The following is a 23,321-nucleotide window of genomic DNA, read 5'->3' as shown; positions in this document are numbered from 1 at the left end:
GCGGGGTCCGATACAAAACTGTTGCACGATCGCAACAGCCTTTGCATTCCAGCAGACTTCACGCAATGACCCGGGGCAGCCGAAGCTCAGTCGCTGGGGTGGTTGGTCGCTTCACACCGAGCGTGCGGCTGGGCCAGGCCCGCGCGCCAGCGCCTAAAATGTCGGATTGCCTTCTCTGTATAGCCTACCCTGCCGCCCCATGACTGCTTTCGCCAAGGAAACCCTGCCCATCAGCCTCGAAGAGGAGATGCGGCGCAGCTACCTCGACTACGCCATGAGCGTGATCGTGGGCCGGGCCTTGCCCGATGCGCGCGATGGCCTCAAGCCGGTGCACCGGCGCGTGCTGTTTGCCATGCACGAACTGGGCAACGACTGGAACCGGCCCTACAAAAAATCGGCGCGCATCGTCGGTGACGTGATCGGTAAGTACCACCCGCACGGCGACAGCGCGGTCTATGACACGATCGTGCGCATGGCGCAGGATTTTTCGCTGCGCCACCTGCTTGTCGATGGGCAGGGCAACTTCGGCTCGGTCGATGGCGACAACGCCGCCGCCATGCGCTACACCGAAATCCGGCTCTCCAAGATCGCGCACGAGATGCTGGCCGACATCGACCAAGACACGGTGAACTTTGGCCCCAACTACGACGGCAGCGAAAAAGAGCCACTGGTGCTGCCGGCGCGCTGGCCCAATTTGCTGGTCAATGGCTCGACCGGCATTGCGGTCGGTATGGCGACCAACATTCCGCCGCACAACTTAAGCGAAGTGGTCGATGCCTGCCTGCACCTGCTGCGCCACCCGCAAGCCAGCGTGGATGACTTGATGGAAATCATCCCGGCGCCCGACTTCCCCACCGCCGGCATCATCTACGGCATCCACGGCGTGCGCGAGGGCTACCGCACTGGCCGTGGGCGGCTGGTGATGCGCGCCAAATGCCATTTCGAAGACATAGACCGCGGCCAGCGCCAGGCCATCGTGGTCGATGAGCTGCCGTATCAGGTCAACAAAAAGACGCTGCAAGAGCGCATGGCCGAGCTGGTGCACGAGAAAAAAATCGAGGGCATCAGCCACATCCAGGACGAATCCGACAAATCCGGCATGCGGCTGGTGATCGAGCTCAAGCGCGGCGAAGTGCCCGAGGTGGTGCTCAACAACCTGTACAAGCAAACGCAGCTCCAAGACACCTTTGGCATCAACATGGTGGCCCTTGTCGATGGCCAGCCCAAGTTGTGCAACCTCAAGGATTTGATCGACATTTTCCTGCAGCACCGGCGCGAGGTGGTGACGCGGCGCACCGTGTTTAAGCTGCGCAAGGCGCGCGAGCGCGGCCACGTGCTGGAGGGGCTGGCGGTGGCGCTGGCCAATATCGACGAGTTCATCCGCATCATCCGCGAATCGGCCACGCCGGTGCAGGCGCGCACCGAGCTCATGGCGCGGCACTGGGACAGCCAACTGGTGCGCCAGATGCTCACCCGCACCCGCGCCGACGGCAGCAGCGTGAATGCCGACGACTACCGCCCGGACGCGCTGGAGCGCGAGTTCGGCATGCAGCCCGAGGGCCTGTACCGCCTGAGCGAGACACAGGCGCAAGAAATTTTGCAGATGCGGCTGCAGCGCCTGACCGGGCTGGAGCAAGACAAAATCGTGGCCGAATACCGCGCTGTGATGGCCGAAATCGACGATTTGCTCGACATCCTGGCCACGCCGCAGCGGGTTTCGCAGATCATCGCCGACGAACTCACGGCCATCAAAACCGAGTTTGGCCTCACGCGGCTGGGCGCGCGGCGCAGCACCATCGAGCACAGCGCGCACGACCTTTCAACCGAAGACCTGATCACCCCGACCGATATGGTGGTCACGCTCAGCCACGGCGGCTACATCAAGAGCCAGCCGCTGGGCGAGTACCGGGCACAAAAGCGCGGCGGGCGCGGCAAGCTGGCCACTGCCACCAAAGAGGACGACTGGATCGACCAACTCTTCATCGCCAACACGCACGACTGGATTTTGTGCTTTTCCAACCGCGGCCGCCTGTACTGGCTCAAGGTCTGGGAGGTGCCATCGGGTTCGCGCGGCTCGCGTGGGCGCCCGATCGTGAACATGTTCCCGCTCGCCGAAGGCGAAAAAATCAATGTGGCGCTGGCGCTCACCGGGTCCAACCGGCGCTTCCCGGCGGACCAGTATGTGTTCATGGCCACCGCCATGGGCACGGTGAAAAAGACCGCGCTCGATGAGTTCTCCAACCCGCGCAAGGCCGGCATCATTGCCGTCGATCTGGACGAGGGCGACTTCCTGATCGGGGCCGCGCTCACCGACGGCCACCACGACGTGATGCTGTTCTCCGACGGCGGCAAGGCGGTGCGTTTCGATGAAAACGATGTGCGCCCGATGGGCCGCAACGCGCGCGGCGTGCGCGGCATGATGCTCGAAGAAGGCCAGCGCGTGATCGCCATGCTGGTGGCCGAGGCCTCCGAGGCCACCGAATCCGACACCGCATCCGACACCCCAACGGGCAGCGCCAGCGCCGCACCCCGCGCCAGCGTGCTGTGCGCGACCGAAAACGGCTATGGCAAGCGCACCGCCATCAGCGAATACACGCGCCACGGCCGCGGCACCAAGGGCATGATCGCCATCCAGCAAACCGAGCGCAACGGCAAGGTGGTGGCCGCCACCTTGGTGCACCCGGAGGACGAAATCATGCTGATTACCGACAGCGGCGTGCTGGTGCGCACCCGGGTGGCCGAAATCCGCGAGATGGGCCGCGCCACCCAGGGCGTGACCCTGATCGCCACCGATGCCGGCGCCAAGCTCAGCGGCTTGCAGCGCGTGGTGGAAAACGATGCCGCCATTGCGACCGGGGCGGGGGCTGGGGTGGGTGAGGAATCGGAGCCTGCAACTGACGAACCCGGCCCAGCCCCCGCCCCGGCCGCCGACGACGCTGCGGCCGAATGAACCCAAGCCCTGCCGCATTTGCCCCCCTCCACCGCCGCCCCCCATGACCCGCCCCTACAACTTCTCCCCCGGCCCCGCCACCCTGCCCGAGGCGGTGCTGCAGCAAGCCGCCGACGAAATGCTCGACTGGCACGGCAGCGGCATGAGCGTGATGGAGATGAGCCACCGCGGCCGCGACTACGGCCCCATCATCGAGCAGACCGAGGCCGATTTGCGCGAGCTGCTGGCCATTCCGGCGCACTACAAGGTGCTGTTTCTGCAAGGCGGAGCGCAGGCGCAAAACGCCGTCATCCCGCTCAACCTGGCCGCGCTCAAGCCGCAGCGGCAGATGGATTACGTCGTCACCGGCAGTTGGAGCCAAAAGTCGGCCCAAGAAGCCGCCAAATACGGCGACGCGCAGGTGGTGGCCGACGCGGCCAGCACCCATGCAGGTGCTGAAAGCGGCTACACCCACATCCCCGCCCCTACCACTTGGCGCCTGCGCCCCGAGGCCAGCTACCTGCACCTGTGCAGCAACGAAACCGTGCACGGGGTCGAGTTCCACGAGCTGCCCGACCTGAGCGCGCTCGGCAGCCAAGCCCCGCTGCTGATCGATTTTTCCTCGCACGTGCTCTCGCGCCCGCTGGACTGGAGCCGGGTCGCGTTGGCTTATGGCGGGGCGCAAAAAAACATTGGCCCGGCTGGCCTGACGCTGGTGGTGCTGCGCGAAGACTTGCTCGGCCACGCGCTGCCAATCTGCCCCAGCGTATTCGACTACCGCCTGCAAGCGGCGAATCAGTCGATGCTCAACACCCCCCCCACCTACGCCATTTACCTGGCCGGCCTGACGCTGCAGTGGATCAAGGCGCAGCGCGAGCCGGTGGGCCAGGGCCAAGCCGAGTTGCACGGGCTGGCGGCGGTGGAGGCGCGCAACATTGCCAAGGCGCGCCTGCTCTACGACTGCATCGACGGCTCACAGCTTTACGAGAACCGGGTCGATCCGGCCTGCCGCTCGCGCATGAACGTGCCCTTCTTTTTGCGCGACGAATCGCGCAACGCCGCCTTTTTGGAAGGGGCCGCCGCGCGCGGGCTGTTGCAGCTCAAGGGCCACAAAATGGTGGGTGGCATGCGCGCCAGCCTCTACAACGCCATGCCGCTGGCGGGCGTGCAGGCGCTGGTGGAGTGGATGCGCGAGTTCGAGCGCCAGTCCTAAAGGGGGCGGCAAATCAAGGCCCGATGGCACCAACTTGCATCCGATTGCAGCCTGATCCACCCCCATCGCCCACCCCATCTCTCACCGCCCCGCCCATGCAGCCGCCCGCCTCCGACCCTTGCCCCGCCCCGGCACCTTCCACCGCCCCAGCAGCCGCTGCGGCCAGCCCGGCGCAATCGGCTCCGGCATCGGCCCTTGCCCAGCCAGTGCAGCAAACCCCGGCCCTGGCCGATTTGCGGCTGCAGATCGACACCCTCGACGCCCAACTGCTCGCGCTCCTGAACCAGCGCGCGCGCGTGGCCGAGCAGGTGGGGGCGATCAAGCGCGCCGAAGGCTCGCCGTTTTTTCGGCCAGACCGGGTGGCGCAGGTGATCGAGGGTTTGCAGGCGCGCAACGGCGGCCCGCTGCTGAACCAACACGTGGGCGCGATCTGGCGCGAGATCATGTCGGCCTGCCTGGCGCTGGAAGCCCCGCAGCGGGTGGCGGTGCTGGGCCCGGCGGGCACCTTCAGCGAGCAGGCGGCGGTGGAATACTTTGGCAGTGCCGCCAACCTGATTTTTTGCAGCAGCTTCGACGAGGTGTTTCACGCCACCGCCGCCGGCACGGCGCAGTTTGGCGTGGTGGCGATTGAAAACAGCACCGAAGGCGTGGTCACGCGCTCGCTCGATCTGTTTTTGCGCTCGCCGGTGCACGTGGTGGGCGAAGTCAGCCTGCTGATCCGCCACAACCTGCTGCGCCAGCTCAACACGCTGGAGGGCATCGAGGGGGTGCTGGCGCACCCGCAGGCGCTGGCGCAATGCCAGCACTGGCTGGCGCTGCACCTGCCGCAGGCCGAGCGGCGCGCGGTCGAGAGCAACGCCGAAGGGGCGCGGCTGGCAGCGGCCAACCCGGCCTGGGCGGCGCTGGCCAGCGAGCGCGCTGCGGCGCAGTTTGGACTGCACATCGTGGCGCATGCGGTGCAGGACGAAGCCTACAACCGCACCCGCTTTGCCGTGATCTGCTTGCCGCAGACCATGGCCATGCCGCCGCCTTCGGGGCGCGACTGCACCAGCCTCGTGCTCTCGGTGCCGAACCGCCCCGGCGCCGTGCACGATTTGCTGGTGCCGCTCAAGCAGCACGGGGTGCAGATGACGCGCTTCGAGTCGCGCCCGGCCAAATCGGGCCAGTGGGAGTATTACTTCTACATCGACCTAGCCGGCCACCCGAGCCAGCCCCACGTGGCGGCGGCCTTGCAGCAGTTGCAGGGCCTGTGTGCGTTTTACCAGGTGCTCGGGGCCTACCCGGTGGCCGAATGAGAGGGCCACGATATGTTTGAGCAACTCGGCCTGATCGGCTGCGGCCTGATGGGCGGCTCCTTTGCGCTGGCGCTCAAGCGCGCGGGCTTGGTGCGGCGGGTGGTGGGCTACAGCAAATCGCCGCTCACGCTGGCGCGCGCCCGTGCGCTGGGGGTGATCGATGTCGAAGCGCCATCGGCGTTGCTGGCCGTCTCGGGCGCCGATCTGGTGCTGGTCGCCGTGCCGGTGGCGGCCTGCGCCGACACCTTCAAGGCCATCCGACACCTGCTGGCCCCGCAGGCGCTGCTGCTGGATGTGGGTTCGACCAAGGCCGACGTGGTGGCGGCGGCGCGCCAGCACCTGGGCGCGCACCTGCCGCAGTTCGTGCCGGCGCACCCGATTGCCGGCAAAGAGTCGGCCGGGATCGAGCACGCCGACGCCGAGCTCTACCGTGGCTGCCAGGTGATCCTGACGCCGCTGCCCGAGACCGACCCGGAACAGACCGTGCGCGCGCAGCGGCTCTGGGGCGCGCTCGGGGCACAGGTGCGCCAGATGGAGCCGCAGGCGCACGACGCCGCCTACGCCGCCGTCAGCCACCTGCCGCATTTGCTGGCCTTTGCCGCCCTCAACGCCTTGCTGGCGCAGCCGAAGGGGCCGCAGTGGCTGGGGCTGGCCGGGCCGGGTTTCAGGGATTTCAGCCGCATTGCCGCCAGCGACCCGACCATCTGGGGCGATATTTTGCTGGCCAACCGCACCGAGGTGCTGGCGCAACTGCAACATTTCCGCGATGCCCTGGCTGCTCTGGAAGGCGCCATGCAGCAGCGCGACACGGCGGCGCTCCAGGCCCTGATCGGCCACGCCAGCCGAGGCCGCAGCCAGCATGCCCAGCAATGGCCGGCAGGCGGGCAGGGCGGGGCGGGTGCGGCTGCAAATGCGCATGCCGCTCCGGCTGCCACAGCGCCGGCCCTGGGTGGTGCCAGCAACCCCGCTGGCACACCCGAGCCCCGGCTCTGCCTCGAATAATTCGGCCCCCCAACACCCGCCCCATGTACGCCACCGCCTTTCTCGATCTCCCCCCCTTGCACCGCGCCGGTGGCACGGTGCGCCTGCCTGGCTCCAAGAGCATCTCGAACCGGGTGCTTCTGCTGGCTGCGCTCAGCCAAGGCCAGACCCGGATCGAAGACCTGCTCGACTCCGACGACACCCGCGTCATGCTGACCGCGCTCGACGCGCTGGGCTGCCGCTTGCAACGCCACGGCCCGCACAGCCTCACGGTACACGGCCTGGGCGGGCAACTGCCGGTGCGCCAAGCCAGCCTGTTTTTGGGCAACGCCGGCACCGCCATGCGCCCGCTGTGTGCCGCGCTGGCCCTGCTGGCCTGCCAGCACGGGGCGGCTTTCGAGCTCAGCGGCGTGGCGCGCATGCACGAGCGCCCCATCGGCGATTTGGCCGACGCGCTGCGCCAGCTCGGCTGTCCGGTGCAGCACCTGGGCCAGCCCGGCTACCCGCCGCTGCGCGTGGGCGACGGCGCGCCGCACGCGCTGCGGCTGGCCGAGCCCATCCGCGTGCGCGGCGACGTATCGAGCCAGTTCCTCACCGCCTTGTTGCTGGCGCTGCCGCTGGCGGCGCAGCAGCAGGCGATTGAAATCGAGGTCGTGGGCGAGCTCATCTCCAAGCCCTACATAGAAATTACGCTGGCGCTGCTGGCGCGCTTTGGCGTGGCGGTGCAGCGCCAGGGCTGGCAGCGCTTTGTCATACCCGCCGGCAGCCGCTACGCGTCGCCGGGGCAAATCCACGTCGAGGCCGACGCCTCCTCGGCCAGCTACTTCATCGCGCTCGGGGCCATCGCCCAGCCCAGCCTAGGGCACAGCGGCATCACCATCGAAGGCGTGGGGCTGGACTCGATCCAGGGCGACATCCGTTTTGTGGAAGCCGCGCGCGCCATGGGGGCGCAGATCGAAGGCAGCGCCAATGCGCTGCAGGTGCGGCGCGGCGCCTGGCCACTCAAGGCCATCGACCTCGACTGCAACGCCATCCCCGACGCCGCCATGACGCTGGCCGTGCTGGCGCTCTACGCCGACGGCCCCTGCACCCTGCGCAACATCGCGAGCTGGCGCGTCAAGGAAACCGACCGCCTCGCCGCCATGCGCTGCGAACTCAGCAAGCTCGGCGCCACAGTGGAGGAGGGGCCCGATTATCTGCGCGTGCACCCCCTGCCCGCCGATGGCCGCGGCTGGCAAACGGCCAGCATCCACACCTACGACGACCACCGGGTGGCGATGTGCTTTGCCTTGGCCGCCTTCAACCCGGCGCAACTCGGGCTGCGCATCGAAGACCCCAAGTGCGTGGCCAAAACCTTCCCCGATTTTTTCGAGACCCTGTTTGGCGTCTGCCAGGCGCAGCCGTCGCACATCCCGGTGCTGTGCATCGACGGCCCCAGCGCCTCCGGCAAGGGCACGCTGGCGGCCGAACTGGCGGCGCGGCTGGGCTACCACCTGCTCGATTCGGGCCTGCTGTACCGGCTGGTGGGGCTGGCGGCCGAGCGCGCCGGGCTCGACACCGCAGCCGCCGCCTTGCAGCAGCCCCAGCAGGCCGCCGCCTTGGGCCGGCTGGCGCAGCAGCTCCTGGTGCGCTTCGAGCAGGGCCGGGTCTGGTTGGGCCACGAGGATGTGACAGACGAGGTGCGCAGCGAAGCCGCCGGCATGGCGGCCTCGCGCGTGGCCGTTGTGCCCGAGGTGCGCGCCGCCTTGCTCGACTTGCAACGCAACTTCCGGCGCTTGCCCGGCCTGGTGGCCGACGGGCGCGACATGGGCAGCGTCATCTTTCCCGACGCCGCGCTCAAGGTTTACCTCACCGCCAGCGCGGCCCAGCGTGCCCAGCGGCGGCTGTGGCAGTTGCAAGAGCGGGGCGAAAGTGCTACAATTAAAGACCTTTTGGCTGACTTAGAGGCACGCGATGAGCGCGACCGCTCGCGCAGCGCAGCGCCTTTGAAGCCGGCCGAAGGAGCCCTCCTGCTAGACAACTCCGCCCTGAGCATCGAGCAATCGGTGCAGCAGGTGTTGGACTGGTGGCAGGCAAGTCCGGTGTTGCGCCCAAGCGCTGCGCTGGAATAGCAAGTTAAGCAGGCCCCAAAGGCCCCGCCGGCTGTTTCTGTCAGCCGCAGGCCCGAGGGTTCACAACCACGAAACCCGCAGCGCCCTTTGGCCTTGCGTTTTTGCACCCGCCGCATGCCTTACGCTCACCCCCTTGCAAGGCACTCGCGGCACAGGAAGCCCCATGTCTGAATCTTTTTCCGCCCTATTTGAAGAATCGCTCAAGCGCGCCGAAATGCGCCAAGGCGAGGTCATCACCGCCGAAGTCGTGCGCATCGAGCACAACCACGTCGTGGTCAATGCCGGACTTAAGTCCGAAGCCTACGTGCCGATCGCCGAGTTCAAGAACGATCAGGGCGAACTCGAAGTCCAAGCCGGCGACTTCGTCTCGGTGGCCGTGGAAGCGGTCGAAAACGGCTACGGCGACACCATTTTGTCGCGCGACAAAGCCAAGCGTCTGGCCTCTTGGATGGCGCTCGAGCGCGCGCTCGAATCGGGCGATTTCGTCACCGGCACCACCAGCATCAAAATCAAAGGTGGCCTCAAGGTCATGGTCAACGGCATCAGCGCCTTCCTGCCCGGATCGCTGGTCGACAGCCGCCCCACCAAAGACCTCAGCCCCTACGAGAACAAAACGCTCGAATTCAAGGTCATCAAGCTCGACCGCAAACGCAACAACGTGGTGCTGTCGCGCCGCGCCGTGGTCGAGGCCTCGATGGGCGAAGAACGCGCCAAGCTGCTCGACACCCTGCGCGAAGGCTCGATCGTGCACGGCGTGGTCAAAAACATCACCGAATACGGCGCCTTCGTCGATTTGGGTGGCATCGACGGCCTGCTGCACATCACCGACATGGCTTGGCGGCGCGTGCGTCACCCCTCCGAGGTGGTGCAACCAGGCCAAGAAGTCACGGCCAAAGTGCTCAAGTTCGACGCCGAGAAGCAGCGCGTCAGCCTGGGCCTCAAGCAAATGGGCGACGACCCCTGGATGGGCGTGGCACGTCGCTACCCGGCCAGCACGCGCATGTTCGGCAAGATCACCAACATCGCCGACTACGGCGCCTTTGTTGAGCTCGAACCGGGCATCGAAGGGCTGGTGCACGTCTCTGAAATGGACTGGACCAACAAGAACATCGCCCCCAACAAACTGGTCGCCCTGGGTGACGAGGTCGAGGTGATGGTGCTCGAGATCGACGAAGACAAGCGCCGCATCTCGCTGGGCATGAAACAGTGCCGCGCCAACCCTTGGCACGAGTTTGCCGAAGCCACCAAGCGCGGCGACCGCGTCAAGGGCCCGATCCGCTCCATCACCGACTTCGGCGTGTTCGTCGGCTTGGCCGCGGGCATCGACGGCTTGGTGCATTTGTCCGACCTGTCTTGGAACGAAGCCGGCGAAACCGCCGTGCGCAACTTCAAGAAAGGCCAAGAAGTCGAGGCCATCGTGCTGGCGGTCGATGTGGAGCGTGAGCGCATCAGCTTGGGCATCAAACAGCTCGACGGCGACCCCTTCACCACCTTCGTCTCGATGAACGACAAGGGTGCCAGCGTGACCGGCAAGGTCAAGACGGTGGACGCCAAAGGCGCCGAAATCGACCTCGGCAGCGACGTGATCGGCTACCTGCGGGCTTCCGAAATCGCGCGCGACCGGGTTGAAGACGCTCGCAACGTGCTCAAAGAGGGCGATGAAGTGACGGCCGTGGTGGTCAACGTGGACCGCAAGACGCGCAACATCCAGCTTTCGATCAAAGCCAAGGACATGGCCGAGCAGCAAGAGGCGATGGCCAACCTGAGCCAGCAAAATGCGGGCAATGCGGGCACCACCAGCCTCGGGGCCCTGCTGCGCGCCAAGCTCGACAACAACGGTTGACCCGGCCATGACGCGCAGCGATCTGGTGCAGGCTTTGGCAGAGCGCTTTGGCCAGTTGGGTCAGCGCGATGCCGAATTGGCCGTCAAGACGATCCTGTCGGCCATTGCGCAGGCCTTGGTCAAGGGCCAGCGCGTCGAGGTGCGCGGTTTTGGCAGCTTTACGCTGAACGAACGCGCGGCGCGCATGGGCCGCAACCCGCGCAGCGGTGCGAGCGTGGCCATCGAGGCCAAGCGCGTGCCGCACTTCAAACCCGGTAAAGCCCTGCGCGAGCAGGTCGATGCCGGGGGCGCGGCCTCCCGTTCAAATTCCGCTTGAGTGCGCCAGCGCGTGTGCAAGGGTGTGGGGGCGCGCAAGCCCGCTACAATCTTGCACACCACTGGGGGCAAGCGTGAATTACCTCTCGTGGCTGCTCAAGGCAGCCATTTTTTTTGTCGTGTTTGCGTTCGCGCTCAACAACCAAGGCGCCGTTCGTCTGCATTTGTTTTTTGGTGCCTACTGGGACGCCCCGCTGGTGCTGGTGGTGCTGGCGGCGCTGGTGCTGGGTGTCGCACTGGGTGTGGCGGTCATGACGCCGCTGTGGCTGCGCGCGCGCCGGGCGGCACGGGCCGCAGTGGCTGCACCGGTCAGCCACACCGAATCCAAAGCAAGCGGCGGCGGCGAACCACCTCCTCATGGAATTTGACCTAATCAGCCTGCTCTGGGGCCTGCCGGCGGCATTTGCGCTGGGCTGGCTGGCTTCGCGCTTCGATTTGCGCCAGATGCGGCTAGAAAACCGGCGCGCCCCCAAGGCCTACTTTCGGGGCCTGAACCACCTGCTCAACGAGCAACACGACCAGGCCATCGACGCCTTCATCGAGGCGGTGCAAAACGACCCCGACACCTCCGAGCTGCATTTTGCGCTGGGCAACTTGTTTCGCCGCCGCGGCGACTACGACCGCGCGGTGCGGGTGCACGAGCACCTGCTGGCGCGCGCCGACTTGTCGGCCCGCGAGACCGAGCGTGCGCGCCATGCGCTGGCGCAGGATTTTCTTAAGGCGGGCCTGCTCGACCGCGCCGAGGCGGCGCTGTTGCGGCTCGAAGGCACCCCGTTGCAAACCGATGCCCGATTGGCCCGTCTGGCCATTTACGAGCGCACGCGCGACTGGAGCCAAGCGGGCGCAATGGCCGAGCTGCTCGAGGACGCCGGTCGTGGCAGCTTTCAGTTGCGGCTGGCGCATTACCGCTGCGAGCAAGCCGCCACCTTGCGCCAGCAGCAGCACACCACCGAGGCCTTGGTGCTGCTGGAGCAACTGGTGCAGCGCATCCCCGAATCGGCGCGGGCTTGGGTGCAGCTGGCCGATTTGCGCCACAGCCTGCAGCAGACCGAAGGGGCTTGGGATGCCTTGCAGCACCTGGTGCAGCACACGCCCTCGCACCTGCCGCTGGTGGCGCACAATCTGGCGCTGTGGGGCAAACGCCTGGGGCGCACCCAGGCCGTGCGGGCCACACTGCAACAGTGGAGTCAGCAGCACACAGCCTCGCTCGACGTCACGCAAGCCTTGGCCAGCCTAGAAGACGATGTGCAAGCGGCGCGCGCCCGTTACCTCGAACACTTGAGGCGAGAGCCCTCGCTGGTGGCCGCCAACCTGTGGCTGGGTGGGGCTCACTGGGGCCTGCCAGAAGAAGAAAGCCTCATCAAACCGGCGCTCGAGCGCGCCTGCGAGCCGCTCAAACGCTACCGCTGCGCCGGCTGCGGCTTTGAGGCGCGCCAGTACTTCTGGCACTGCCCCGGCTGCCAGAGCTGGGACAGCTACCCGCCGTTGCGCATCGAAGAGATCTGAACGTTCCCAAGGAATCCTGCCATGCCCACCCTGCCGCGCACCGAGGTCCTAGTCATCGGCGCTGGGCTGGCCGGCTTGGTGACGGCGCTGGAGTGCCTGCGCGCTGGTCGGCGCGTCACGCTGCTGGACCGCGACACCCCAGAGCGTCTGGGCGGTCTGGCGCGCTGGGCTTTTGGCGGCATGTGCCTGATCGATACCCCGCTGCAGCGGCGCAAGCGCATCCCCGACAGCCCCGAGCGGGCCTTGCAAGACTGGCTGCGCTTTGGCGAGCTCGATGCCAGCGAAGTGTGGCCCCGGCGCTGGGCCGAACATTACGTGCAGCGCAGCACGCCCGAGGTTTATGAGTGGCTGCTGGGTCACGGCCTGCGCTTTTTGCCTGCCGTCAACTGGGTCGAGCGCGGCCAGTACGGCGAGGGCAACAGCCTGCCGCGCTACCACGTGCTGTGGGGCACCGCCGCGCACCTGACGCAGACCGTCATCGCCGCCTTGCAGCAAGCCGCACGCAGCCGTGGCAGCGATCGCCTGCTGCTGCGGCATCGGCACCGCGTCACCGAACTCACGCGGCTGGCGGGCCGTGTCAATGGGGCCATCGCCATCGACGAAGCCAGCGGGGTCGAGCAGGTTTTCGAGGCCGATCATGTGGTGGTCGCCACCGGCGGGATCAACGGCAGCCTGGAGCAGGTGCGCCGCCACTGGCCGACTGGCTCAGCGCCACCGCCCGATCTGCTCAACGGCGCCCACCCCTACGCCGACGGTGTGTTGCATCAGCGCGTGCAGGCCTTGGGTGGGCAGGTCACGCACGCTGGGCGAATGTGGAACTACGCCGCCGGGGTGCCGCACCCACAGCCGCATTTCGCTGGGCATGGGCTCTCGCTCATACCCTGCAAATCGGCGCTCTGGCTCGACAGCAGCGGGCGGCGCATCGGGCCGCAAGCGCTGGTCACCGGTTTTGACACCCACGCCCTGTGCCAGCAGGTGGCGGCGCAACCGCGCGGCTACACGTGGCAGTTGCTCAACTGGCGCATCGCCGCCAAGGAGCTGGCGATTTCCGGCGCCGAACACAACCTGCACATCCGCGAGCGCAACTGGCTGGCGTTTTTGCGCGAAACCCTGCTCGGCAACCACCGGCTGGTGCGCCAGATGCTGGCCGAGAGCCCGCAGTTCATCGCCGCCGACACCCTGCCCGAGCTGGAGCAGCGCATGAACGCGCTCGCTGGCAACCCAGACCTGGCCCCCGGCACCCTGCAAGCCACCGTGGCCGCCTTCGACGCCCAGTTCAGCGCCGGGCTGGCGCACTGCAACGACGATCAAATCCGCCGCATCCTGCACGCCCGGCTTTGGGGCCCCGATCGGCTGCGCACCTGCGCCCCGGCGCCCTTGAGCCAGCCCGGGGCCGGGCCGTATATCGCCATTCAGGTGCGGCTTATCTCCCGCAAGAGCCTGGGCGGCTTGCAGACCGACTTGCACAGCCGGGTGCTCGACCACACCGGCCAGCCGCTGCCCGGCCTCTACGCCGTTGGTGAGGCAGCCGGTTTTGGTGGCGGCGGGGCCTGCGGCAAACGCTCGCTGGAGGGCACCTTCCTGCCCGGCTGCATCCTCACGGCGCGCGCCGCCGCACGCCACCTTGCCCTTGGAGACACCCCATGAACGGCGCCCATGCCCTGCTCAAAACCCTGGTCGATGCCGGTGTCGACACCTGCTTCACCAACCCCGGCACCTCGGAAATGCACTTCGTCGCCGCGCTCGACCGCACGCCGCAGATGCGCGCCGTGCTGACCTTGTTCGAAGGCGTGGCCACCGGGGCCGCCGACGGTTACGCACGCATGGCCGACAAACCCGCCGCCACCCTGCTGCACCTAGGCTGTGGCTTGGGCAACGGCTTGGCCAACTTGCACAATGCGCGCAAGGCCCGGGTGCCGCTGCTCAACATCGTGGGCGACCACGCCACCCGCCACGTGCAGCACGACGCACCCTTGCAGTCGGATATTGAGACCGTGGCGCGCAACGTCTCGCTCTGGGTGCGCACCTCGGCCAGCAGCCCAGCGCTGTGCCAGGACGCGCTCGATGCCTTGGCCGCCTGCAAGGGCCCACCGGGTGCCGTCGCCACCCTGATCTTGCCGGCCGACGTCTCGTGGGGTGAGGGCGCGCAGCCGCTGGCAGCGGCCCCTGCGGCCGCGCCGCCCTTGGCCAGCACCGATGCGTTGGAGCGTTTGGCCCGTGTGCTGCAAGGCCCGGGGCGCAAAGCGCTGCTGCTGGGCGGCCGCGCACTGCGCCAGACGGCCCTGCTGGCGGCGGCGCGCCTGGCCGCGCACACCGGGGTGCAACTGTTTGCCGAAACCTTCCCGACCCGCATGCAGCGCGGGGCCGGCCTGCCCGCCGTCGAGCGCATCGCTTATCTGGCCGAACTGGCCGCGGTGCAACTGCGCGGCCTCGATCATTTGGTTTTGATCGACGCCAAAGAGCCGGTCTCGTTTTTTGCCTACCCCGGCCAAGCCAGCCGCTTGGTACCCGAGGGCTGCACGCTGCACACCCTGTGCAGCGCCGAGCAAGATGTGGCTGGAAGCTTGGAACAACTGGTGCAGACCGTGGGAGCCGCACAAGCCACGCCCGCCTTGCAGCCGGCCCGGCGCGCCCCGCGCCCGAGCGGCAAATTCAGCGCCGACAAGGTCTGCAAAGCGCTGGGGCACCTGCTGCCCGAGCGCGCCATCGTGGTTGATGAAGCCCAGACCTCCGGCCTGCTGCTGCCGCTCTACAGCGCCGGTGCGCCGGCGCACGATCTGCTCACCCTCACTGGCGGGGCCATTGGCCAGGGCATGCCCTGTGCCGTTGGGGCCGCCTTGGCCTGCCCAGATCGGCCGGTGATCTCGCTCAACGGCGACGGCTCGGCCATGTACACCCTGCAAGCGCTCTGGACCATGGCGCGCGAGCGGCTGCACGTGATCAACATCGTCTTCAACAACCGCAGCTACGCCATCTTGAACCTGGAGTTGCAGCGCGTCGGGGCCGAAGCAGGCGGGCGGGCCGCGCAGCAGCAGTTCGACCTGAGCCAGCCGCCGCTGGACTTTGTGGCGCTGGGGCAAGGCATGGGCGTGCCCTCGCGCCGCGCCCGCAGCACCGAAGAATTTCTGGACGCGCTCGAGCACGCCCTGCGCACCCCCGGCCCGCACCTGATCGAAGCGGTGGTGCCGCGCTCGGTCAGTGGTCTGAAGCTGCGCTTGTTGCCCTATCTGCTGCACTCGCTGCGGCATTTGCCGCGCCCCATGGCGCTCGGCATCAAGCGCGCCGTGGCGCCTTAAACGAACTGGTCCGGTGTTAGGGCTTAGGGCAATTCCTCCAGCGGCGGGCAGGAGCAAAACAGGTTGCGGTCGCCGTAGACGTTGTCCACGCGCCCAACCGGGGGCCAGTATTTGCCGGCCAAGGCGCTGCCGTGCAGGGCGGCCGCCACTTCGCGCGGGTAGGGGTGCGGCCAGTCGGAGCGCGTGAGCTGCGCGGCGCAGTGCGGGGCGTTTTTGAGCGGGTTGTCGTCGCGCGGCCAGTGGCCGGTTTCGATCAGGCGGATTTCCTCGCGGATGGCGCTCATGGCGGCGATGAAGCGGTCCAGCTCGGGCAGCGGTTCGCTCTCGGTGGGTTCGACCATCAGCGTGTTGGCGACCGGAAAGCTCAGGGTGGGCGCGTGAAAACCGTAGTCGATCAGGCGCTTGGCCACGTCTTCGGCCATGACGCCGCAGCTTTCCTTGAAGTGGCGCAAGTCCAGGATGCATTCGTGCGCCACGTGCTGCTCGCGGCTGGCGTAGAGGGTGGGGTAGTGCGGCGCCAGGCGGCGGCTGATGTAGTTGGCGCTCAGGATGGCGCTCTCGGTGGCGGCGCGCAGGCCGTCGGCACCCATCATGCGGATGTACATCCACGAGATCGGCAGCACGGCGGCATTGCCCAGCGGTGAAGCTGAGATGGCCCCGACTGGTGTGGCCCCCACGCTTGCGCCTGCAGGCGCTGCGCTGCCGGTATAAGCCCCCACGGCCTGGGCGCTGGCGTGGCCGGGCAGGTAGGGCAGCAGGTCGGGGACTACGCACACCGGGCCCACGCCGGGTCCGCCGCCGCCATGCGGGATGCAGAAGGTTTTGTGCAGGTTCAGGTGGCTCACGTCGCCGCCGAATTCGCCGGGTGCCGCCAGGCCGACCAGCGCATTCAGGTTGGCGCCGTCGATATAGACCCGGCCGCCGTGGCGGTGCACCAGCGCGCACAGTTCGCGCACCGAAGTCTCGAACACGCCGTGGGTGCTGGGGTAGGTGATCATCACCGCCGCAAGGCGCTGGCTGTATTGCTCGCACTTGGCTTGCAAATCGGCCAAGTCCACGTTGCCGGCCTCGTCGCAGCGCGTCACCACCACTTGCAGGCCGACCATCTGCGCCGTGGCCGGGTTGGTGCCGTGGGCCGACTGCGGGATCAGGCAGATGTCGCGCTGGCCCTGCCCGTTGGCGGCCTGCCAGGCGCGGATCGCCAGCAGGCCGGCGTATTCGCCCTGCGAGCCGGCGTTGGGCTGCAAGCTGATGCCGGCGTAGCCGGTGGCCTCGCACAGCCAGGCGCGCAGTTGCTCGTCGAGCAAACGGTAGCCTTGCATCTGTTCCGCCGGGGCGTAGGGGTGCAGGTGCGCGAACTCGGGCCAGGTGATGGGGATCATCTCGCTGCTGGCATTGAGCTTCATGGTGCAGGAGCCGAGCGGGATCATGCTGCGGTCCAGCGCCAGGTCGCGGTCCGACAAGGAGCGGATGTAGCGCAGCATGGCGGTCTCGCTCTGGCAGCGCTTGAACACCGGGTGCGTCAGGTAAGCACTGCGGCGGCGCAGCGCCGGTGGGATGCGCGGCTCGGTCTCGTGTTCCAGCTCGCCCAAGCAGGTGAGGGCGTGCGCGCCGTCGGCCAGCAGGCCCCAGAGCTGATACAGGTCGGCGCGGGTGGTGGTTTCGTCCAGGCTGATGCCTACCCAGGCCGCACGCTCGCCCTTGCCCACGCCCACGCCCTCATGCGCATAGCGGCGCAGGTTCATGCCCTGGGCTTGCGCGCGCTGGTGCAGCGCGGCGGCGGCGTCGGCGCTGCCCAAGTCCAGCGTCAGGGTGTCGAAGGCGCTCTGGTGCAGCAGCCGCACCCCGAGCTGCTCCAGCCCGGCCGCCAAAATGGCGGTGTAGCGCGCCACGCGCTCGCCGATGCGGCGCAACCCCTGCGGCCCGTGATAGACCGCGTACATGCTGGCCACCACGGCCGGCAGCACCTGTGCGGTGCAGATGTTGGAGGTGGCTTTTTCGCGCCGGATGTGCTGCTCACGTGTTTGCAGCGCCAGCCGGTAGGCGCGCTGGCCGTGCGCATCCACGCTCACCCCCACCAAGCGGCCGGGCAGCGAGCGCTTGAAGGCGTCGCGGCAGGCCAGGAAAGCGGCGTGCGGGCCGCCTGCGCCCATGGGCATGCCGAAACGTTGGCTGCTGCCAAAAACGATGTCGGCCCCCATCGCGCCGGGTTCTTTGAGCACGGTCAGGGCCAGCAGGTCGGTGGCCAGCAGCAGCGCCGCGCCCTTGGCGTGGATGGCGTCGGCGCTGGCCTGCCAGTCGGCCAGCCAGCCGCTGCTGCTGGGGTACTGGTTGAGGGCGGCGAAGTAGTGGTCTTGCTGCAGCGCAGTCTGCCATTCCTCGGCCGAGTGCGTCAGTTGCACCACCAGGCCGAGCGGGGCGGCGCGGGTTTGCAGCACCTCGATGGTCTGCGGGTGGCAATCGGCGCTGACCAAGATCGTGTGTCCGCTGGCCTTGACCGAGCGCTTGGCCAGCGTCATGGCTTCGGCGGCGGCGGTGGCTTCGTCGAGCATGGAGGCGTTGGCGATGTCCATCCCGGTCAAGTCGCAGACCAGGGTCTGGAAGTTGAGCAGCGCCTCCATGCGGCCCTGCGAAATCTCGGCCTGATAGGGGGTGTAGGCGGTGTACCAGGCCGGGCTTTCCAGGATGTTGCGCAAAATCACGCCAGGCGTGTGGGTGCCGTAATAACCCTGCCCGATAAAGCTGCGCAGCACCTGGTTTTGCTGCGCGATGGCCTTGAGTTCGGCCAGCGCCGCCGCTTCGCCCACGGCCGGCGGCAGTTGCATGGCTTGCGCGCGCACGATGCCGGGCGGCACGATGGCCTCGATCAGGGCGCGGCGCGACTCAACCCCGATGGCGCGCAGCATCTGCGCCTCATCGGCGGCGCTGGGGCCGATGTGGCGGGCATGGAACTCGGTGGCTTGTTCGAGTTCGCTCAAGGGGGTTTGGGCAGGGTGGGTCATATCGCGAGCGGGCCGCAGCGGGGGTAAATGGTGGGGGTGTGCTTGCAGGGGCGCGAACGGCGCGCTTACCCCGCGCTCACTGCGTCAACTGGGTGTAGGCGGCTTCGTCGAGCAGGGTATTCAGTTCGGCCGGCTGGCTGAAGCGGATTTTGAAAAACCAGCCCGCGCCCAGCGGGTCGGAGTTGGCCAGCGCCGGGTCGGCGCGCAGCGCCTCGTTGACCTCGAGCACGGTGCCGCTGAGCGGCATATAAATGTCGGACGCCGCTTTCACGGATTCGACCACGCCGGCCACGGTTTTTTGCGCCAACGCGGCGCCGATTTCGGGCAGATCCACGAACACCACATCGCCCAGCGCGTCTTGCGCGTGCGCCGTGATGCCGACGGTGGCGCAGTCGCCTTCGACGCGCACCCATTCGTGATCGGGGGTGTATTTCAAGCTCATGGGTATTCCTTGCATGGGGGTGGGGCGCGCCAAGCGCGCAAATGATTTACCCGCGATGGTAGCGGGTGGGAACGAAGGGCAGGGCGCACACCGTCATGGGCACGGGCTTGCCGCGCACCATGGCTTGCAGCGCAGTGCCCACGGCGGCGTATTCAGGGGCCACGTAACCCATGGCGATGGGCTGGTTCAGGCTTGGGCTAAGCAAGCCGCTGCTCACCTGCCCCACGGCTTCGCCGGCGGGGCTTTGCAGCAGCGCCGGTTCGCGCACCGGCACGCGCTCGCTGGCAATGAGCCCGACGCGCCTGCGCGCCAGCGGCTGGCGGCCTTCGAGTTCGGCTAGCACGCGCTCGGCACCCGGAAAGCCCCCGGCGCGGGCACCGCCGCTGCGCCGCACCTTCTGCACCGCCCAGCCCAGCGCCGCTTCGGCCGGGGTGGTGCTGGTGTCGAGGTCTTGCCCGTACAGGCACAGCCCGGCTTCGAGCCGCAGCGAGTTGCGCGCCCCCAAGCCAGCTGGTTTCACTTCGGGCTGCGCCAGCAGCGCGCGCGCAAAGGCCTCGGCTGCGGGTGCGGGCAGTGAGATCTCGAAGCCGTCTTCGCCGCTGTAGCCGCTGCGCGTGAGGGTGAGCGCGTGGCCCTGCCACGCCAGCGCTGCACCTTGCATAAAGATGAGCTTTTCGGCCCCTGGCAGCAGCCGCTGCAGCGCCACAGCGGCCAGCGGGCCTTGCAGCGCCAGCAGCGCCTGCTCGGGCAGGGCTTCGATGCTGCAGCGCGCCCCGATGCGCTGCTGCAGGTGCGCCAGATCGGCCGCCTTGCAAGCGCCATTGAGCACCAGCCCCAAGTATGCGCCGCTGCGCAGGAACATCAGGTCGTCGAGGATGCCGCCCGCATCGTTGAGCAGCAGGCCGTAGCGTTGCTGGTTGGGCCCTAGGCCGAGCACGTCCATGGGCAGCAGGGTTTCGAGTGCCGCGGCGGCGTCGGGGCCGTGCAGGCGCACCTGCCCCATGTGCGAGACGTCAAACAAGGCGGCGCTGGCGCGGGTGTGCAGGTGCTCGGCCAGCAGGCCCTGGCCCGGCCCTTGGTACTGCACCGGCAGCTCGTAGCCGGCAAAGGGCACCAGGCGCGCGCCCAGCTCTTGGTGCAGGGCGTACAGCGGGGTGCGTTGCAGCGCCGGGGCGTGAGGGGCGGCCGCAGCAGGGGCTGTGGGTTCGGGGTGGGGTTGAAGGGCGCTCATGGGCGCAGACTGTAGCGCAGAAATCGGGCCAAACCGGCGGGCAAGGAAATGGGCCGAAGCCAAAAAGGCCGCCATAAAAAAAGGCCGCAGCCCACAGAGGGTGCGGCCCGCATGGGCCAAGCAGAACCGACGCGCAAGACCCGGCCCCGGCTGGATGCTGGTTTGGAACGCGCGTCAGTCGGCTTCGCCTTCCACGTCGTCGGCCTCATCGACGATGGCTTGGGCGGCGAGGAAGTATTTGTTGGTGGCCAGATCGCGCACGGTCTTGATGCCAAAAGCCGCTTCCAGCTTTTCGGCGTCGGCGACCGAGACGCCCTGCAGCGCATCGACCGGGGCGTCGGCCACTTCAGACAAAGGCAGGCCCTTGTAGGCCTTGTCCAGAACTTTAGAGAGGTCCATGCTTACTCCTGAGGGTTGAAAAACAACGGTGAACACTGTGGCTATCGATCGCTCGCACCCCGGTCAGGTTCCCACAAAGGGTTTCCAAACCGAAGCCGCTGTGTACCCTAACACAGGATTTTGACGCCCTTATCACATCCCCGCGTAATTCGGCCCGCCCCCGCCCTCGGGCGTGACCCAGACGATGTTTTGGGTCGGGTCTTTGATGTCGCAGGTCTTGCAGTGCACGCAGTTTTGGGCGTTGATCTGCAGCCGCTGGCCGCCACCCTCGGCATCGACGAACTCATACACCCCGGCCGGGCAGTAGCGGCTCTCGGGACCGGCGTAGCGCGCTAGGTTGGTCTGCACCGGCACGCTGGCGTCGCGCAGCGTCAGGTGCGCGGGCTGGTGTTCGTTGTGGTTGGTGTTGCTCACGAACACGCTGGAGAGGCGGTCGAAGGTGAGCTTGCCGTCGGGCTTGGGGTAGTCGATGCGCGCGCACTCGGCCGCCGGGCGCAAAAAGCTGTGGTCGGGGGCGTGGCGGTGCAGCGTCCAGGGCGGGCGCTTGAGGCCGATTTTGGGCAGCAGCCAGTGCTCGACGCCGGTCATGAGCGCGCCCACGGTGTTGCCCTTTTTGAACCAGCTCTTGAAGTTGCGCGCCTGGTCCAGTTCCTGGTGCAGCCAGCTTTGCTCGAAGGCGGCCGGGTAGGCGCTCAGTTCGTCGCCGCTGCGGCCGGCCTGCACCGCCTCGAAGGCGGCCTCGGCGCACAACATGCCGGTTTTCAGGGCGGCATGGCTGCCCTTGATGCGCGCCGCGTTCAGGGTGCCGGCCTCGCAGCCGACCAAGGCGCCACCCGGAAACACGGTTTTGGGCAGGCTCAGCAGGCCGCCAGCGGTAATCGCCCGCGCGCCATAACCGATGCGCTTGCCGCCTTGGATGTGGGCGCAGATGCTCGGGTGGGTTTTCCAGCGCTGCATTTCCTCGAAGGGGCTCAGCCACGGGTTGGCGTAATCAAGCCCGACCACGAAGCCCAGCGTGACCCGGTTGCCTTCCAGGTGGTACAAAAATCCGCCGCCGTAGGTGCGGTTGTCCAGCGGCCAGCCCGCGGTGTGCACCACCAGCCCCGGTTTGGCTTGTGCGGGCGGGATTTCCCACAGCTCTTTGATGCCGATGCCGTAGGCTTGCGGGTCTTTGCCCGCGTCGAGCTCAAAACGCTCGATCAACTGCTTGCCTAGGTGCCCGCGCGCGCCCTCGGCAAACACGGTGTATTTGGCGTGCAGTTCCATGCCAAGCTGGAAGTCGGGCCCCGGTTGCCCGTCTTTGCCCAGCCCCAGGTGGCCAGTGGCCACGCCCTTGACCGCACCGGACTCGTGGTAGAGCACCTCGGCGGCGGCAAAGCCGGGGAAAATCTCCACCCCCAGCGCTTCGGCCTGCTCGGCCAGCCACTTGCAAACCGCCCCGAGGCTGATCACGTAGCAGCCGTGGTTGTGAAAATTGCGCGGCACCAGCCAGTCCGGGGTGCGGGTGGCCGATTTTTCTCGCAAAAAAAGCACGTCGTCGCCGCTCACGGCTTGGTGCAGCGGGGCCCCGCGCTGCTTCCAGTCGGGCAGCAGTTCGTTCAAGGCGCGCGGGTCCATCACCGCGCCCGACAAAATGTGCGCGCCGGGCTCGGAGCCCTTTTCCAGCACGCACACGCTCAGCTCGGCCCCTTTTTCGGTCGCCAGCTGCTTGAGGCGGATGGCGCAGGCCAGCCCGGCCGGCCCGCCGCCGACGACGACCACGTCGTATTCCATGGCCTCACGCGGGCCGTGTTGCTCCAGTAGCGCTGGGGGGGTTTTCATGGGTGGATGGTGCAGTAGGCTGCGGGTGGGTTGGTCTCAAAGCTTGCGTTCAACTTACGCATAGGCAAGCAATTGTAGGCCAGCGCTTGACCATGCCACACAGACCATTCCACACACGGGCATCACGGGCAGCGCCGCGCAAGGCGGATCCCGCTCGTGAGTCTGCAACCGCAGCCTACTTGATGCGCACAAGCAGCAGCAAGCCACCCGCCACAATCGCCCCGATACTGGCCCAAATGGGAATGTTCACGGTCTGCTTGTCTTGCACCGTCAGTTCGATCGGCCCCAGCACGGCCTGATGCGTCTCTTGGGTGTAGGTGAAGCCGCCATACAGCAGGCCCAAGCCACCCGCCACGATCAAGGCGAAACCCAGTATTTTGATTGCGTTAATCATTTTTCACCTATCTAAACAGGATGCATGGGGCGCGCGCCGGCACGCGCACGCACACCCTTAAAGGCGGCGACCTTGGATCACGCGCAGCAGGATGACGATGATCGCGATGACCAACAGGATGTGGATCAGGCCGCCCAAGGTTTGCGCGGATACCATGCCCAGCAGCCAGAGGATGCCCAAGACGATTGCAATGGTGTATAACATGATGCGTTCCTCAGCAAGGTTGTCGTTGGAGCGCCGCGCGCCCGGCTTGGTGTGGTGCCTGACGGCCTCGCACCGCCGTCTTGGCGCGGTGCGCTGCGGCCGGCATCACCTGCCGACTTCGTGGCCGATCACACCGCCGACGGCCGCGCCGCCCACGGTGCCGAGTGGGCTACCACCCGTCAGGATGGCGCCGCCGACCGCACCCGCCCCGGCACCGATGGCCGTGCTTCTTTCTTGCGCCGTCATGCCGGCGCAACCGCTCAAGCCCAGCAACAGGATGGCGGAGGCACTTGCGATGGCAAATTTCTGTAGGGTTTTCATAGAGATTCCTTGATGAGA

General features: G+C 67.4%; 19 protein-coding genes. 11 read left to right on the top strand and 8 right to left on the bottom strand.

The features are described from left to right. Window positions 1–199: 199 nt before the first annotated feature. From gyrA to SRAA_RS07090, 11 genes are all read left to right on the top strand, one after another. Window positions 200–2,950 (top strand): DNA gyrase subunit A, encoded by a 2,751-nt coding sequence (gene gyrA / locus SRAA_RS07140; protein ID WP_045531744.1) that lies wholly within the window; start codon window positions 200–202, stop codon window positions 2,948–2,950. Between the two features lie 43 nt (window positions 2,951–2,993). Continuing rightward, window positions 2,994–4,142, top strand: a complete 1,149-nt coding sequence (gene serC / locus SRAA_RS07135) for a 3-phosphoserine/phosphohydroxythreonine transaminase (RefSeq protein WP_045531742.1) — start codon at window positions 2,994–2,996, stop codon at window positions 4,140–4,142. Between the two features lie 95 nt (window positions 4,143–4,237). Next, the gene (pheA, locus tag SRAA_RS07130; protein WP_082039965.1) at window positions 4,238–5,437 is read left to right on the top strand and encodes a prephenate dehydratase; all 1,200 of its coding nucleotides are present in this window, start codon (window positions 4,238–4,240) and stop codon (window positions 5,435–5,437) included. 12 nt (window positions 5,438–5,449) lie between these two features. Further along, a complete protein-coding gene (locus tag SRAA_RS07125; protein ID WP_082039964.1) occupies window positions 5,450–6,439 on the top strand; it encodes a prephenate dehydrogenase in 990 nt (329 codons plus the stop codon). A 23-nt stretch (window positions 6,440–6,462) separates the two neighbouring features. Further along, window positions 6,463–8,529: a bifunctional 3-phosphoshikimate 1-carboxyvinyltransferase/cytidylate kinase gene (locus SRAA_RS07120; RefSeq protein ID WP_045531737.1), complete on the top strand. Its 2,067-nt coding sequence runs from the start codon at window positions 6,463–6,465 to the stop codon at window positions 8,527–8,529. 163 nt (window positions 8,530–8,692) lie between these two features. Continuing rightward, entirely contained in the window at window positions 8,693–10,372 is a 1,680-nt protein-coding gene (rpsA, locus tag SRAA_RS07115; protein ID WP_029461661.1) for a 30S ribosomal protein S1, read from the top strand. Window positions 10,373–10,379: 7 nt separating this feature from the next. Then, on the top strand, window positions 10,380–10,688 hold the full coding sequence (locus SRAA_RS07110; RefSeq protein ID WP_045475833.1) for an integration host factor subunit beta: 309 nt from the start codon (window positions 10,380–10,382) through the stop codon (window positions 10,686–10,688). Between the two features lie 73 nt (window positions 10,689–10,761). Further along, window positions 10,762–11,055 carry a lipopolysaccharide assembly protein LapA domain-containing protein gene (locus SRAA_RS07105; RefSeq protein WP_029461663.1) on the top strand — a complete coding sequence of 98 codons (294 nt, stop codon included), beginning with the start codon at window positions 10,762–10,764 and terminating at the stop codon, window positions 11,053–11,055. Further along, entirely contained in the window at window positions 11,045–12,193 is a 1,149-nt protein-coding gene (locus tag SRAA_RS07100; RefSeq protein WP_029461664.1) for a lipopolysaccharide assembly protein LapB, read from the top strand. The genes SRAA_RS07105 and SRAA_RS07100 overlap by 11 nt, the downstream gene beginning before the upstream one ends. 21 nt (window positions 12,194–12,214) lie before the next feature. Continuing rightward, on the top strand, window positions 12,215–13,840 hold the full coding sequence (locus tag SRAA_RS07095) for an FAD-dependent oxidoreductase (protein WP_029461665.1): 1,626 nt from the start codon (window positions 12,215–12,217) through the stop codon (window positions 13,838–13,840). Further along, window positions 13,837–15,489 (top strand): acetolactate synthase large subunit, encoded by a 1,653-nt coding sequence (locus tag SRAA_RS07090; RefSeq protein WP_045531735.1) that lies wholly within the window; start codon window positions 13,837–13,839, stop codon window positions 15,487–15,489. Before SRAA_RS07095 ends, SRAA_RS07090 begins: the two co-directional genes overlap by 4 nt. A 23-nt stretch (window positions 15,490–15,512) precedes the next feature. Here SRAA_RS07090 and gcvP read toward each other — a convergent pair whose 3' ends face one another. The 8 genes from gcvP to SRAA_RS07055 form a co-directional block, all read right to left on the bottom strand. Further along, window positions 15,513–18,491, bottom strand: a complete 2,979-nt coding sequence (gene gcvP, locus SRAA_RS07085; protein WP_045531733.1) for an aminomethyl-transferring glycine dehydrogenase — start codon at window positions 18,489–18,491, stop codon at window positions 15,513–15,515. Window positions 18,492–18,567: 76 nt separating this feature from the next. Beyond that, window positions 18,568–18,933 carry a glycine cleavage system protein GcvH gene (gene gcvH / locus SRAA_RS07080; protein WP_045531731.1) on the bottom strand — a complete coding sequence of 122 codons (366 nt, stop codon included), beginning with the start codon at window positions 18,931–18,933 and terminating at the stop codon, window positions 18,568–18,570. A gap of 46 nt (window positions 18,934–18,979) precedes the next feature. Then, complete coding sequence (gene gcvT / locus SRAA_RS07075; RefSeq protein ID WP_045533493.1) at window positions 18,980–20,164, bottom strand: glycine cleavage system aminomethyltransferase GcvT; 1,185 nt, start codon at window positions 20,162–20,164, stop codon at window positions 18,980–18,982. Window positions 20,165–20,338: 174 nt separating this feature from the next. Beyond that, entirely contained in the window at window positions 20,339–20,563 is a 225-nt protein-coding gene (locus SRAA_RS07070) for a hypothetical protein (protein ID WP_045531729.1), read from the bottom strand. Between the two features lie 132 nt (window positions 20,564–20,695). Next, window positions 20,696–22,384 (bottom strand): electron transfer flavoprotein-ubiquinone oxidoreductase, encoded by a 1,689-nt coding sequence (locus tag SRAA_RS07065; RefSeq protein ID WP_045531727.1) that lies wholly within the window; start codon window positions 22,382–22,384, stop codon window positions 20,696–20,698. Between the two features lie 175 nt (window positions 22,385–22,559). Beyond that, window positions 22,560–22,775 (bottom strand): hypothetical protein, encoded by a 216-nt coding sequence (locus SRAA_RS07060; protein WP_045533491.1) that lies wholly within the window; start codon window positions 22,773–22,775, stop codon window positions 22,560–22,562. Window positions 22,776–22,835: 60 nt separating this feature from the next. Beyond that, window positions 22,836–22,982 (bottom strand): lmo0937 family membrane protein, encoded by a 147-nt coding sequence (locus tag SRAA_RS12485; RefSeq protein WP_144318724.1) that lies wholly within the window; start codon window positions 22,980–22,982, stop codon window positions 22,836–22,838. Window positions 22,983–23,087: 105 nt separating this feature from the next. Then, window positions 23,088–23,303, bottom strand: coding sequence for a glycine zipper 2TM domain-containing protein (locus SRAA_RS07055; protein WP_045531726.1), 216 nt, complete (start codon window positions 23,301–23,303; stop codon window positions 23,088–23,090). Window positions 23,304–23,321 lie beyond the last annotated feature (18 nt).

Source organism: Serpentinimonas raichei, assembly GCF_000828895.1.
In the GTDB taxonomy this organism is placed as follows: domain Bacteria; phylum Pseudomonadota; class Gammaproteobacteria; order Burkholderiales; family Burkholderiaceae_C; genus Serpentinimonas; species Serpentinimonas raichei.
This window is presented reverse-complemented; position numbering and strand designations above follow the sequence as displayed.

What these genes read in the sequence shown, in the direction of transcription:
- SRAA_RS07055 (WP_045531726.1), bottom strand. Translation starts at nt 23,303, where the DNA reads ATGAAAACCCTACAGAAATTTGCCATCGCAAGTGCCTCCGCCATCCTG.
- gcvH (WP_045531731.1), bottom strand. Translation starts at nt 18,933, where the DNA reads ATGAGCTTGAAATACACCCCCGATCACGAATGGGTGCGCGTCGAAGGC.
- SRAA_RS07120 (WP_045531737.1), top strand. Translation starts at nt 6,463, where the DNA reads ATGTACGCCACCGCCTTTCTCGATCTCCCCCCCTTGCACCGCGCCGGT.
- SRAA_RS07070 (WP_045531729.1), bottom strand. Translation starts at nt 20,563, where the DNA reads ATGGACCTCTCTAAAGTTCTGGACAAGGCCTACAAGGGCCTGCCTTTG.
- SRAA_RS12485 (WP_144318724.1), bottom strand. Translation starts at nt 22,982, where the DNA reads ATGTTATACACCATTGCAATCGTCTTGGGCATCCTCTGGCTGCTGGGC.
- SRAA_RS07110 (WP_045475833.1), top strand. Translation starts at nt 10,380, where the DNA reads ATGACGCGCAGCGATCTGGTGCAGGCTTTGGCAGAGCGCTTTGGCCAG.
- SRAA_RS07090 (WP_045531735.1), top strand. Translation starts at nt 13,837, where the DNA reads ATGAACGGCGCCCATGCCCTGCTCAAAACCCTGGTCGATGCCGGTGTC.
- SRAA_RS07125 (WP_082039964.1), top strand. Translation starts at nt 5,450, where the DNA reads ATGTTTGAGCAACTCGGCCTGATCGGCTGCGGCCTGATGGGCGGCTCC.
- pheA (WP_082039965.1), top strand. Translation starts at nt 4,238, where the DNA reads ATGCAGCCGCCCGCCTCCGACCCTTGCCCCGCCCCGGCACCTTCCACC.
- serC (WP_045531742.1), top strand. Translation starts at nt 2,994, where the DNA reads ATGACCCGCCCCTACAACTTCTCCCCCGGCCCCGCCACCCTGCCCGAG.
- gcvP (WP_045531733.1), bottom strand. Translation starts at nt 18,491, where the DNA reads ATGACCCACCCTGCCCAAACCCCCTTGAGCGAACTCGAACAAGCCACC.
- SRAA_RS07095 (WP_029461665.1), top strand. Translation starts at nt 12,215, where the DNA reads ATGCCCACCCTGCCGCGCACCGAGGTCCTAGTCATCGGCGCTGGGCTG.
- SRAA_RS07100 (WP_029461664.1), top strand. Translation starts at nt 11,045, where the DNA reads ATGGAATTTGACCTAATCAGCCTGCTCTGGGGCCTGCCGGCGGCATTT.
- gyrA (WP_045531744.1), top strand. Translation starts at nt 200, where the DNA reads ATGACTGCTTTCGCCAAGGAAACCCTGCCCATCAGCCTCGAAGAGGAG.
- rpsA (WP_029461661.1), top strand. Translation starts at nt 8,693, where the DNA reads ATGTCTGAATCTTTTTCCGCCCTATTTGAAGAATCGCTCAAGCGCGCC.
- gcvT (WP_045533493.1), bottom strand. Translation starts at nt 20,164, where the DNA reads ATGAGCGCCCTTCAACCCCACCCCGAACCCACAGCCCCTGCTGCGGCC.
- SRAA_RS07065 (WP_045531727.1), bottom strand. Translation starts at nt 22,384, where the DNA reads ATGAAAACCCCCCCAGCGCTACTGGAGCAACACGGCCCGCGTGAGGCC.